This window comes from Streptomyces seoulensis (assembly GCF_004328625.1).
GTDB lineage: Bacteria > Actinomycetota > Actinomycetes > Streptomycetales > Streptomycetaceae > Streptomyces > Streptomyces seoulensis.
Map to the genome: position 1 here is coordinate 2192409 of NZ_CP032229.1, position 12171 is coordinate 2204579.

The window sequence follows — 12171 nt, forward strand, 5'->3', positions numbered from 1 at the left end:
GCTTACCTAAGTTGAAGCCGCGGAACTTCACGCCCCCTCGTGTTTCCCTCGGAGGACCCCCTCATGCGCTCGCACCTGCTCAATGGCCTCACCGCGGAGACGTACCGCCGCTCCGTGACCGAAGGAGTAGAGCGGGTGGCGGCCAAACTCGCCACCGCCGCACGCCCGTTCACCGGCGTCACGGTCGACGACCTCGCTCCCCGCGTCGACTCCGTGGACCTCGACCAGCCGCTCGGCGACACCGCCGCCGCGCTGGACGAACTGGAGGAGGTCTACCTCCGGGACGCCGTCTACTTCCACCACCCGCGCTACCTCGCCCACCTCAACTGCCCGGTGGTCATCCCGGCGGTGGTCGGCGAGGCCGTGCTCTCCGCGGTCAACTCCTCCCTGGACACCTGGGACCAGTCGGCCGGCGGCACGCTCATCGAGCGGAAACTGATCGACTGGACCAACGCCCGCATCGGCCTGGGACCCGCCGCCGACGGCGTGTTCACCTCCGGCGGCACCCAGTCCAACCTCCAGGCGCTGCTGCTGGCCCGCGAGGAGGCGAAGGCAGAGTCCCACGACCGCCTGCGCATCTTCACCTCCGAGGTCAGCCACTTCAGCGTGAAGAAGTCCGCCAAACTCCTCGGCCTCGGCCCGGACGCGGTCGTCGTCATCCCGGTCGACCACGACAAGCGGATGCACACCGTCGCGCTCGCCCACGAGCTGGAGCGCTGCGTCCAGGACGGGCTCGTCCCGATGGCCGTCGTCGCCACCGCGGGCACCACCGACTTCGGCTCCATCGACCCGCTCCCCGAAATCGCCGAACTCTGCGAGCAGTTCGAGGTGTGGATGCACGTGGACGCCGCCTACGGCTGCGGGTTGCTCACCTCGCTGAAGCACCGGAGGCGCATCAACGGCATCGAGCGCGCCGACTCGGTCACCGTCGACTACCACAAGTCCTTCTTCCAGCCGGTGAGTTCCTCCGCCGTCCTGGTACGGGACGCGGCCATCCTCGGGCACGCCACCTACCACGCGGAGTACTTGAACCCCCGCCGCATGGTCCTGGAGCGCATCCCCAACCAGGTCGACAAGTCCCTCCAGACCACCCGCCGCTTCGACGCCCTCAAGCTGTGGATGACGCTGCGCGTGATGGGCGCCGACGGCATCGGCGGACTCTTCGACGAGGTCTGCGAACTCGCCCAGGAGGGCTGGCGGATGCTCGCCGCCGACCCCCGCTACGACGTGGTCGTGGAGCCCTCGCTGTCCACCCTGGTCTTCCGCTACATCCCGGCGACCGTGACCGACCCGGCCGAGATCGACCGCGCCAACCTGTACGCCCGCAAGGCCCTGTTCGCCTCCGGGGACGCCGTGGTCGCGGGCACCAAGGTCGGCGGCCGCCACTACCTGAAGTTCACCCTGCTCAACCCCGAGACCACCGCGGCCGACATCGCCGCCGTCCTCGATCTGATCGCCGGCCACGCCGAGCAGTACCTGGGAGAGTCCCTTGACCGCGCTTCCTGAAGCCAGCCCCGTCCTTGACTTCGTGGGGATCGGCCTCGGCCCCTTCAACCTCGGCCTGGCCTGCCTCACCGAGCCCATCGAGGAACTGAACGGCGTCTTCCTCGACTCCAAGCCCGACTTCGAGTGGCACGCCGGGATGTTCCTGGACGGCGCCCACCTCCAGACGCCGTTCATGTCGGACCTGGTCACCCTGGCCGACCCGACCTCGCCGTACTCCTTCCTCAACTACCTGAAGGAGAAGGGCCGGCTGTACTCGTTCTACATCCGGGAGAACTTCTACCCGCTGCGCGTCGAGTACGACGACTACTGCCGCTGGGCCGCGAACAAGCTGACCAGCGTCCGCTTCAGCACCACGGTCACCGAAGTGACGTACGAGGACGGCGTGTACGCGGTGCGCACCGACACCGGTGACACCTACCCCGCCAGGCACCTGGTCCTCGGCACCGGCACCCCGCCGTACATCCCGGAGGCGTGCGAGGGCCTGGGCGGCGACTTCATCCACAACTCCCGCTACCTCGCCACCAAGGCGGAGCTGCAGAGGAAGCGCTCCATCACACTGGTCGGCAGCGGGCAGTCGGCCGCCGAGATCTACCACGACCTCCTCAGCGAGATCGACGTCCACGGCTACCGGCTCAACTGGGTCACCCGTTCCCCGAGGTTCTTCCCGCTGGAGTACACCAAGCTCACGCTGGAGATGACCTCCCCGGAGTACATCGACTACTTCCACGCGCTCCCCGAGGACACCCGCTACCGGATCACCGCCCAGCAGAAGGGCCTGTTCAAGGGCATCGACGGCGAGCTGATCAACGAGATCTTCGACCTGCTCTACCAGAAGAACCTCGGCGGCCCGATCCAGACCCGCCTGCTCACCAACTCCGCGCTCAACAGCGCCACTTACGAGAACGGCACCTACACCCTCGCCCTCCGCCAGGAGGAACAGGGCAAGGACTACGAGCTGGACAGCGAGGGCCTGGTGCTGGCCACCGGCTACCAGTACCGCGAGCCGGAGTTCCTGAAGCCGGTCCGCGACCGCCTGCGCTACGACGGCCACGGCAACTTCGACCTCGGCCGCAACTACGCCATAGACGTCACCGGCCGCGGCGTCTTCCTCCAGAACGCCGGCGTCCACACCCACAGCATCACCAGCCCCGACCTGGGCATGGGCGCCTACCGCAACGCCTCCATCATCCGCGAGCTGCTCGGCTCGGAGTACTACCCGGTGGAGAAGACCATCGCTTTCCAGGAGTTCGCCGTATGACCTTCACGATCCGCCCGCTCGACCCCCTGAAGGACGCGAGCCTGGTGCACGGCTGGGTGACCGATGCGAAGGCCGGGTTCTGGATGATGCAGGACGCGAAACTGGTGGACGTCGAGCGTGCCTACATGGAGATCGCGGCCGACGAGCACCACCACGCCTTCCTCGGGCTGGACGACGGGGTGCCGGTGTTCCTGATGGAGAGCTACGACCCCGCGCACCGCGAGCTGGCCGGGCTGTACGAGGCGCGGCCGGGCGATGTCGGGATGCACTTCCTGGTGGCGCCCACGGACACGCCCGTGCACGGGTTCACCCGGCGGGTCATCACCGCTGTGATGGCGCACCTGTTCGCCGACCCGGGCACCCGGCGGGTCGTGGTGGAGCCCGATGTGCGCAACACCGCCGTGCACAAGCTGAACGAGGCCGTCGGGTTCGTGCCCGAGGGCGAGATAGAGAAGCCGGAGAAGCGCGCCTTGCTGAGTTTCTGCACCCGGGACCGGTTCGAGGCGGCGACGGGGGTGGCGGCATGACCCTCGCCGACTCCGTGGCCCACCTCTCCCCCGAGCGCTGGGACCTGGCCAACCGCCTGCTGCTCCGCAAGGCCCTCGCCGAGTTCGCGCACGAGCGCCTGCTCACCCCGGAGGCCGAGGGTGACACGTACGTCGTCCGCAGCGACGACAAGCTCACCTCGTACCGCTTCTCCGCCGTGCGCCGGGGCCTGGACCACTGGCAGGTGGACGCCGACTCGATCAGCCGCAGCCGGGAGGGCGCCGAACTGCCGCTCGCCGCGCTGGACTTCTTCATCGAGCTGAAGGAGACCCTGGGGCTCAGCGACGAGATCCTGCCGATGTACCTGGAGGAGATCTCCTCCACCCTGTCCGGCACCTGCTACAAGCTGACCAAGCCCCGCGTCAGCGCGAGGGAACTGGCCGGCGCCTCGTTCCAGGACATCGAGACCGGGATGACCGAGGGCCATCCCTGCTTCGTGGCCAACAACGGGCGGCTCGGCTTCGGCGTCCAGGAGTACCTGGCGTACGCGCCGGAGACCGCGAGCCCGGTGAGACTGGTCTGGCTGGCCGCGCACCGCTCGCGCGCCGCCTTCACCGCCGGCGCGGGCGTCGAGTACGAGGAGTTCTTCCGGCGCGAGCTGGGCGAGGCCACCCTGGAGCGGTTCCGGGGCGTGCTCACCGGCCAGGGCCTCGACGCGGACGACTATCTGCTGATCCCGGTCCACCCCTGGCAGTGGTGGAACAAGCTGAGCGTGACCTTCGCCGCCGAGGTGGCCCGCCGCAACCTGGTGTGCCTGGGCGAGGGCGACGACGAGTACCTGGCCCAGCAGTCCATCCGGACGTTCTTCAACCGGACGCATCCCGGGAAGAACTATGTGAAGACGGCGCTGTCCGTGCTCAACATGGGCTTCATGCGCGGTCTGTCGGCCGCGTACATGGAGGCGACCCCGGCGATCAACGACTGGCTGGCCCGGCTGATCGAGAACGACCCGGTGCTCTCCGCGACCGGCCTCACGATCATCCGCGAGCAGGCCGCCGTCGGCTACCGGCACCTGGAGTACGAGCGGGCCACCGACCGCTACTCCCCCTACCGCAAGATGCTGGCCGCGCTGTGGCGCGAGTCCCCGGTGTCCCGCCTCGCCGAGGGCGAGTCGCTGGCGACGATGGCCGCCCTGCTGCACACCGACCACGACGGCGCCTCGTTCGCGGGCGCGCTGATCGAGCGCTCGGGGCAGGCACCCGCCGACTGGCTGCGCGGCTATCTGCGGGCCTACTACGTGCCGCTGCTGCACAGCTTCTACGCCTACGACCTGGTGTTCATGCCGCACGGCGAGAACGTCATCCTGGTGCTGGAGGACGGCGCGGTCCGGCGCGCGGTGTACAAGGACATCGCCGAGGAGATCGCCGTGATGGACCCGGACGCGGCCCTGCCGCCGGAGGTCCGCCGCATCCGGGTGGAGGTGCCCGAGGACAAGAAGCTGCTGTCGATCTTCACGGACGTGTTCGACTGCTTCTTCCGCTTCCTCGCCGCCAACCTGGCCGCCGACGGCGTGCTGACCGAGGACCGGTTCTGGGACGCGGTCGCGGAGATCACCCGCGAGTACCAGGAGGCGAACCCGCAGCTCGCGGAGAAGTTCGAGCGGTACGACATGTTCGCCCCGGACTTCGCGCTCTCCTGCCTGAACCGGCTCCAGCTGCGCAACAACAAGCAGATGGTGGACCTCGCCGACCCGTCCGGCGCGCTCCAGCTCATCGGCACCCTGGAGAACCCGCTCGCCGGGCGCTAGCGCCGCCTGCGCGAAGACCACGGGCACCCCGGAGACGGTCCTCCGGGGTGCCCGTACCCCTGTCACCGTGCTGTCAGCCCGTCGGCCAGGGGACCTCCGGTGAGCGGTAGTAGTTGATGCCGAGGGCGTCCCAGCGCGGGGCCTGCGCGGCCAGCCGCACCCGGTAGGCGTCCCAGTCGTGGGTGGCGGCCGGTGACCAGCCCAGCTCCGCCGCGCCCGGCAGCCGGGGGAACGCCATGTACTCGAGGTCGGGGGACTTCTTCAGCGTCTCCGACCACAGCGGAGCCTCCACACCCCTGACCGCCGAGGCGGGCGCCCCGTCGAGATAGGCGCCCGGGTCCCAGTCGTAGGACCGCCGCACCTCCACCAGGCCGGCCCAGTCCAGGCCGAGCGGGGTGTCCTTGGTGTACTTCATGTCGAGGTAGACCCGGTCGGCCGGGGACAGGATCAGCCCGGTGCCGTTCCGCGCGGCCTCGGCGACCTGTGCCTTCTCGGCCGCGCTGGTGCGGTCCAGGCCCCAGTACTGGGCGAGGGCGCCCTTGACCGGGTGGGCGCCGGTGAGCTGGTGCCACCCGATGACCTTCTTGCCGTACTTGGCGACGAGCGGCTGCACCCGGTCCATGAAGGTGACGTAGTCCGCGTGGCTGGTGGAGTGCGCCTCGTCACCGCCGATGTGCAGATAGCGGCCCGGGGTGAGCGCGGCCAGCTCGCGGATCACGCCGTCCACGAAGTCGTAGGTGACCTGCTTGGACACGCACAGCGAGCTGAAGCCGACCTGGGTGCCGGTGTAGAGCGGGGGCGCCACGCCGTCGCAGTTCAGCTGGGCGTAGGAGGCGAGGGCGGCGTTGGTGTGGCCGGGCATGTCGATCTCGGGGACGACCTCCAGATAGCGGCCGGCCGCGTACCGGACGATCTCCCGGTAGTCGGCCTTGCTGTAGTGGCCGCCCTTGCCGCCGCCGACCTCGGTGGAGCCGCCGTACGCGGCCAGGCGCGGCCAGGAGTCGACGGCGATGCGCCAGCCCTGGTCGTCGCTGAGGTGCAGATGCAGCTCATTGATCTTGTAGAGGGCCAACTGGTCGATGTAGCGCTTGACCTGGGCGACGCTGAGGAAGTGCCGGGAGACGTCCAGCATGGCGCCCCGGTAGGCGTAGCGCGGGCGGTCCTCGACGGTGCCGCCGGCGATCCGCCAGGGGCCGGGCTGGACGGTCTTCCTCTCGACGGCCGCCGGCAGCAGCTGACGCAGGGTCTGCACGCCGTGGAAGAGGCCGGCGGGCGCGGCGGCGGTGATGGTGACGCCACCGGCTCCGCTGTGCAGCCGGTACCCCTCGGCGCCGAAGTCGCCCTTCTGGAGGTGGAGTCGGATGCCTCCCCTGCCGCCGTGGTCCGTGAGCGGCAGCGGATAGCCGGTGGAGGGCCGCAGGATGCCGGTGAGATAGGCGCCGATCCGGCGGACCTCGGCGGAGCCGTCCACCCGGACGGCGGTCGCGCGGGTGATGCGGTACGGGGTGCCGCCCGGCCGGACCGAGGCGGGTGCCGGGATCACCCGGTCCAGCGCGGGCGGGGCGGCCGCCTGGGCGACGGGGTCGGCGGCGAGGGTGAAGACGCCGGCCGTCGCTACGAGCAGCAGCGATCCGAGGATTCGGTTCGTTCGGTTCGTTCGGGGAGTGGTGCCGTGGTGCCGTCTCACATGCGCTCCCTTCGGATGTGGTCGGGACAACTCTCCCGCAGATCCGGTGAAACGATCCCGCCCGTGGCGGCAACGGTCCAGCGGGACAGCCCTTTGTTCTCGGCGGCGACACCCGCGCGTCATGACCGCGGTGGCCACGACGCGCGGGCACGCGGGCCTACTTCGCCCTGCGGGCCACGGTGAAGTGGTCAATGCGCTCACCGGTCTCGGCGATGCCGGACACGGTCAGCGTGGTGTGCCGGCCCCTCGGCGCGGGGGTGACGTCCACGCGCAGGAAGGAGTAGTCGAGGTAGCGCACCCGGGACCAGGCGACGGTCTCGGGCTTCTTGCCGTCCTTGAGGTTGACGAAGGAGGACACGGACTCGACCTCGTGTTCGTTCCCCTCGTAGGTGTCGGGCGCGGTGAAGGCGTACAGGCTGCGGCCGGCCGCGCCCGCGGTGACGTAGACGACGCCCTCGGTCTCGGGGTAGGCGGTGCCGCCGATCGGGAGCTTCTTGGTGACCGTGTCGCCCTTGATCACGTCGGTGCGCTCGTACTGGTGGTTGTGGCCGTTGATGACCAGGTCCACCGTGTACTTCTCGAACAGCGGCACCCACTCCTGGCGCACCCCGCCCTCGGAGGCGTGCGCGGTGGAGGTGCAGTAGGCGCAGTGGTGGAAGAAGACCACCACGAAGTCGACGTCCCGCGCGGCCCGGAACTTCTTGAGCTGCGCCTCCAGCCACCTGGTCTGCGTGCCGCCGGAGATACCGAGGTTGGCCGGGATCTCGTACGAGATGTCGTTGGCATCCAGCGAGATGACGGCGGTGTTGCCGTAGACGAAGGAGTAGACGCCGGGGAGGTTCGCCGCGTCGGGGCCGTTGTCCGGGAGGGACCAGCGGGCCTCCTCGCCGCCGTAGCCGTTGGGCGAGTACCAGGCTTCCATGTCGTGGTTGCCGTAGGCGGGCATCCAGGGGATCTGCTTGGCGACGGACTCGGTCTGGTGCAGGAACTGGTCCCAGGTGCGCGAGTCGAAGCCGGTGTCGGTGGTCTTGCCGGCGCCGGAGGGGTCGCCGTAGGCGATGTCGCCCGCGTGCAGGTGGAAGGCGGGGTTCTGGCCGAGGATCAGGGCGTTGTTGGCGAGGCCGTGGTAACCGACGCCCTCGTCGCCGAAGGCGGTGAAGGTGAAGGGCGCCTTGTGGGCGGGGGCGGTGGTGAAGGTGCCGAGGGTGCCGAGCAGGTGGGGCTCGGCCGGGTCGAAGCCGTGGTGGCCGACGCCGTAGTAGTAGGTCTGGCCGGGGCGCAGGTGACTGAGCCGCGCGTGCACGTAGTACTGGGTGTGGTCGCCGCTCGCGCCGACACCCGCCGGGGTGTGGAGGGTGCGCACCTCGGCCTCGATCTTGCGGGAGAGGTCCCAGGGGTGGGCGCCGATGCGGATGAAGGGGCGCTTGACGGCGACCGGCACCTGCCAGGAGACGGTGACCTCGGTGCGCGGGTCGTTGCCCCAGGCCAGATGGCGGCCGAAGGGCGCGGCCAGCGCGCCGTCGACGTGCTCGGCACGGCGCGGCGCCGGGGCCGCGGGGGTGGTGGCGGCGGCCGGGGTCACGGCGCCGGGTACGAAGGCGCCGCCCGCGACGGTGCCGAGGGTGACGGCGCCGCTCCTGATCAGGGTGCGCCGGGAGAATCTGCTCCGCAGGTACTCGTGCCGCTCGGCCATGCTCATCCGCTCGGCCAGCTTCTCGGGTACGCCCATACGAGGAATGTCCATGACCAGCAAAACTCGTGGCCGGGGGCAACGGTGTACAGGACGGGAAGTGGACACCGGGCGAACAGCGCGCCATGACCGCGCCAACAGGTGCCTGCCCGGAATCGGGCACGATTCTTGCGAAACCGGCGTCCGTACCCGAAGATCTACCGGGTGCACGAGGAACTTGTCGATCATCTGACGCGCTCGACCCCGCTCAGCCGGGGCGAGGCGCTGCGGGTGATACAGGACGTGCTCGCCTTCTTCGACGAGACGACCCAGGACTACGTCCGTCGTCGACACCGGGAACTGCAGGCCCAGGGCATGCAGAACGCGGCGATCTTCGAACGGATCGATGCGGACCTGAAATACCGCGCGGTGGCACCGCCCGAGCTCACGCTCCGGCAGCTGCGCCGCATGGTCTATGGCTGAGAAGCCAGGGTGAGGGAGCTTTTACATGTGCGGAATTGTCGGATACATCGGTAAGCGGGATGTCGCTCCCCTGCTGCTGGAGGGTCTCCAGCGCCTGGAGTACCGGGGCTACGACTCGGCGGGCGTCGTCGTCAGCTCGCCCAAGACGCCGGCCCTGAAGATGGTCAAGGCCAAGGGCCGGGTCCGTGACCTGGAGGCCAAGGTCCCCGCGCGCTTCAAGGGCACCACCGGCATCGCCCACACCCGCTGGGCCACCCACGGCGCCCCCTCCGACGTGAACGCCCACCCGCACATGTCGGCCGACGACAAGGTCGCCGTCGTCCACAACGGCATCATCGACAACGCCTCCGACCTGCGCCGCAAGCTGGAGGCGGACGGTGTGGAGTTCCTCTCCGACACCGACACCGAGGTCCTCACCCACCTGATCGCCCGCGCGAGCGCCGAGAAGCTGGAGGACAAGGTCCGCGAGGCGCTCCGCGTGGTCGAGGGCACCTACGGCATCGCCGTGATGCACGCCGACTTCCCCGACCGCATCGTGGTGGCCCGCAACGGCTCCCCGGTCGTCCTCGGCATCGGCGAGAAGGAGATGTTCGTCGCCTCGGACATCGCCGCGCTGGTCACACACACCCGCCAGATCGTCACCCTGGACGACGGCGAGATGGCCACCCTGAAGGCCGACGACTTCCGCACCTACACCACCGAGGGCACCCGCACCAGCGCCGAGCCCACCACCGTGGAGTGGGAGGCCGCCTCCTACGACATGGGCGGCCACGACACCTACATGCACAAGGAGATCCACGAGCAGGCCGACGCCGTGGACCGCGTGCTGCGCGGCCGCATCGACGACCGCTTCTCCACCGTGCACCTGGGCGGCCTCAACCTGGACGCCCGCGAGGCCCGTCGCATCCGCCGGGTCAAGATCCTCGGCTGCGGCACCTCGTACCACGCGGGCATGATCGGCGCCCAGATGATCGAGGAGCTGGCCCGCATCCCCGCCGACGCCGAGCCGGCGTCCGAGTTCCGCTACCGCAACGCGGTCGTCGACCCCGACACCCTGTACGTCGCGGTCTCCCAGTCCGGTGAGACGTACGACGTGCTGGCCGCCGTGCAGGAGCTGAAGCGCAAGGGCGCCCGGGTCCTCGGTGTGGTCAACGTGGTCGGCTCGGCCATCGCCCGCGAGGCCGACGGCGGCATCTACGTGCACGCCGGGCCCGAGGTGTGCGTGGTCTCCACCAAGTGCTTCACCAACACCACGGTCGCCTTCGCGCTCCTCGCGCTGCACCTGGGCCGCACCCGCGACCTCTCGGTGCGCGACGGCAAGCGGATCATCGAGGGCCTGCGCAAGCTGCCCACCCAGATCGCCGAGATCCTCAAGCAGGAGGAGCAGGTCCGCGAGCTGGCCGAGGAGTACGCCCAGAGCCGCTCGATGCTCTTCATCGGCCGTGTCCGGGGCTACCCGGTGGCCCGCGAGGCGTCCCTGAAGCTCAAGGAGATCACCTACATCCACGCCGAGGCGTACCCCGCCTCCGAGCTGAAGCACGGCCCGCTGGCCCTGATCGAGCCCGCCCTGCCGACGGTCGCCATCGTCCCGGACGACGACCTGCTGGAGAAGAACCGCGCCGCGCTGGAGGAGATCAAGGCCCGCAGCGGCAAGATCCTCGCGGTCGCGCACCGGGAGCAGGAGAAGGCGGACCGCACCATCGTGGTCCCGAAGAACGAGGACGAGCTGGACCCGATCCTCATGGGCATCCCGCTCCAGCTCCTCGCGTACCACGCGGCGAAGGTGCTGGGCCGCGACATCGACAAGCCGCGCAACCTGGCCAAGTCGGTGACGGTGGAGTAGGTCTCCCCGCATACAGAGAAACGGACCCTCGCGCGAGCCTCGTGGGGGTCCGTTTCTGTGCCGCTGTGCGTGCCGCTGGCCTCGGCCGGCGGCCGTCACCCACCGGCCGGCAGCACGACTCACCCGCGGCGTCGGCCGTTGTATGCCCGACACGGGGGTGCGGAACACTCCTACGCGCGAGTAGCTTCCCGGCGCGCCAACCAGTGTGCCGCCAGGGCAGGTTGAGGTCTCAGGGAATCACGATCACGGGCCGCCGGGCCCGCTTGGTGAGCCGTCCCGCCACGGAGCCGAAGATCCGCCCGGCGATGCCGTGCGTGGAGCCGACGACGATCGCGTCCGCCTCGTACTCCCGCCCGACCTCCTCCAGTTCATGGCAGATGTCGCCGCCGCGCTCCACGAGGATCCACGGCACCTCGCTCAGGTGGTCGGCACAGGCGAGCTCCAGGCCGAGCACCTCGGTGCGGTGGTCGGGGACGTCCACGAAGACGGGCGGCTCACAGCCGGCCCACACCGTGGTGGGCAGCCGGTTGGCCACATGGACGATGATCAGACCCGAGCCGGAGCGGTGGGCCATGCCGACCGCGTAGGCGAGGGCGCGCTCGCTGGAGGTGGAGCCGTCGAAGCCGACGACCACTCCGTGCCGGAAGGCGGGATCGCAGGAAGGGCGTGTCTCGTCCGCCGCCAGGGGCTCGGGCGCCGTGGGTTCGGCTACCGGCCGCTTGCGGTCCGCTGGTTCGAAGAATTCGTGACCGGCCATGGCTGTCTCGGCGTCGTGATCCTTGTATGAAGGGGGACATCGTGCGGCGGAGCTGTGTCCGGGAAACGTCTTCCCCTGCCCATACCCCCAAGGGTACGGCGGCAAGCCTCTCCGTCGCAGTTCCCGCACACGCTCCGTGAGCGCGCCCTCCGGGAGGCCCCCGGGGGTTCCAGGGAGCATGCACGAGCGGCGCCCCTTACGCAATGGTCGCTGCCCCGTACAGGCGGTTTGCCGGGACCCGCCCCTCATGGGGTGACCGTCCGGCCGTCCGCGCGTTGAACCCCCTGGAACCGACGCCCCAGGAGCCCCCAGATGCCCGCACCCCGCTCCGCGCCCGGCCCCGACACCGCGCGCGAGGTGATCGGCTGGGCGGTGTTCGCCTGCGTGCTGGTGCCGGTGATCCTGCTGTGGTGCGGCACGGCACCGGTGGCGGCCGTCGGGGCGGGGCTGGGACTGGCCGGCGTCACCCTCGCCTGCCGGGCGCTGCTGCGCCGCTCGCTGCGGGAGGCCGCGCGGGGAGTCGCAGATCACAGAGGAGCCAGTACACCGGTCGACTGACCGGTTTCCACACCCTCGAACGTTGGTTTTCAGCCAAGTTCCTAATATCGCTCCGGAGGGGTCCCAACCACCCCTCAACCCCCGTTCCACCTGCACAAACAAGGGTCGTCCGCACCG

General features: G+C 69.8%; 10 protein-coding genes. 7 read left to right on the forward strand and 3 right to left on the reverse strand.

Annotated features, from left to right (window positions below):
- The first annotated feature begins 63 nt into the window (after positions 1-63).
- From desA to D0Z67_RS10250, 4 genes are read left to right on the forward strand one after another with little or no spacing between them, the layout of a single operon-like run.
- Positions 64-1506 carry a lysine decarboxylase DesA gene (desA, locus tag D0Z67_RS10235; RefSeq protein WP_031182420.1) on the forward strand — a complete coding sequence of 481 codons (1443 nt, stop codon included), beginning with the start codon at positions 64-66 and terminating at the stop codon, positions 1504-1506.
- Entirely contained in the window at positions 1490-2764 is a 1275-nt protein-coding gene (locus D0Z67_RS10240; RefSeq protein WP_031182421.1) for a lysine N(6)-hydroxylase/L-ornithine N(5)-oxygenase family protein, read from the forward strand. The genes desA and D0Z67_RS10240 overlap by 17 nt, the downstream gene beginning before the upstream one ends.
- Positions 2761-3291, forward strand: a complete 531-nt coding sequence (locus D0Z67_RS10245; RefSeq protein ID WP_031182422.1) for a GNAT family N-acetyltransferase — start codon at positions 2761-2763, stop codon at positions 3289-3291. Before D0Z67_RS10240 ends, D0Z67_RS10245 begins: the two co-directional genes overlap by 4 nt.
- Positions 3288-5057 carry an IucA/IucC family protein gene (locus D0Z67_RS10250; protein WP_031182423.1) on the forward strand — a complete coding sequence of 590 codons (1770 nt, stop codon included), beginning with the start codon at positions 3288-3290 and terminating at the stop codon, positions 5055-5057. Before D0Z67_RS10245 ends, D0Z67_RS10250 begins: the two co-directional genes overlap by 4 nt.
- Positions 5058-5130: 73 nt before the next feature.
- On the opposite strand, the gene D0Z67_RS10255 is transcribed toward D0Z67_RS10250, so the two are convergent.
- Both D0Z67_RS10255 and D0Z67_RS10260 read right to left on the reverse strand, forming a co-directional pair.
- Complete coding sequence (locus D0Z67_RS10255; RefSeq protein WP_031182424.1) at positions 5131-6744, reverse strand: beta-N-acetylhexosaminidase; 1614 nt, start codon at positions 6742-6744, stop codon at positions 5131-5133.
- Positions 6745-6901: 157 nt separating this feature from the next.
- Positions 6902-8473 (reverse strand): purple acid phosphatase family protein, encoded by a 1572-nt coding sequence (locus tag D0Z67_RS10260; RefSeq protein WP_031182425.1) that lies wholly within the window; start codon positions 8471-8473, stop codon positions 6902-6904.
- A 165-nt stretch (positions 8474-8638) separates the two neighbouring features.
- Between D0Z67_RS10260 and D0Z67_RS10265 the strand changes: the two genes are divergently transcribed.
- Both D0Z67_RS10265 and glmS read left to right on the forward strand, forming a co-directional pair.
- Positions 8639-8896 carry a hypothetical protein gene (locus D0Z67_RS10265; RefSeq protein ID WP_031182426.1) on the forward strand — a complete coding sequence of 86 codons (258 nt, stop codon included), beginning with the start codon at positions 8639-8641 and terminating at the stop codon, positions 8894-8896.
- Positions 8897-8921: 25 nt separating this feature from the next.
- On the forward strand, positions 8922-10739 hold the full coding sequence (glmS, locus tag D0Z67_RS10270; protein ID WP_031182427.1) for a glutamine--fructose-6-phosphate transaminase (isomerizing): 1818 nt from the start codon (positions 8922-8924) through the stop codon (positions 10737-10739).
- 229 nt (positions 10740-10968) lie between these two features.
- Here glmS and D0Z67_RS10275 read toward each other — a convergent pair whose 3' ends face one another.
- Entirely contained in the window at positions 10969-11496 is a 528-nt protein-coding gene (locus D0Z67_RS10275) for a universal stress protein (RefSeq protein WP_031182428.1), read from the reverse strand.
- 312 nt (positions 11497-11808) lie between these two features.
- Between D0Z67_RS10275 and D0Z67_RS10280 the strand changes: the two genes are divergently transcribed.
- Positions 11809-12054 (forward strand): hypothetical protein, encoded by a 246-nt coding sequence (locus D0Z67_RS10280; protein ID WP_037775474.1) that lies wholly within the window; start codon positions 11809-11811, stop codon positions 12052-12054.
- Positions 12055-12171 lie beyond the last annotated feature (117 nt).

Bases quoted from the DNA above. Each gene is read 5' to 3' on its own strand.
- D0Z67_RS10275 (WP_031182428.1), bottom strand. From the start codon at position 11,496: ATGGCCGGTCACGAATTCTTCGAACCAGCGGACCGCAAGCGGCCGGTA.
- glmS (WP_031182427.1), top strand. From the start codon at position 8,922: ATGTGCGGAATTGTCGGATACATCGGTAAGCGGGATGTCGCTCCCCTG.
- D0Z67_RS10250 (WP_031182423.1), top strand. From the start codon at position 3,288: ATGACCCTCGCCGACTCCGTGGCCCACCTCTCCCCCGAGCGCTGGGAC.
- D0Z67_RS10245 (WP_031182422.1), top strand. From the start codon at position 2,761: ATGACCTTCACGATCCGCCCGCTCGACCCCCTGAAGGACGCGAGCCTG.
- D0Z67_RS10280 (WP_037775474.1), top strand. From the start codon at position 11,809: ATGCCCGCACCCCGCTCCGCGCCCGGCCCCGACACCGCGCGCGAGGTG.
- D0Z67_RS10260 (WP_031182425.1), bottom strand. From the start codon at position 8,473: ATGGGCGTACCCGAGAAGCTGGCCGAGCGGATGAGCATGGCCGAGCGG.
- desA (WP_031182420.1), top strand. From the start codon at position 64: ATGCGCTCGCACCTGCTCAATGGCCTCACCGCGGAGACGTACCGCCGC.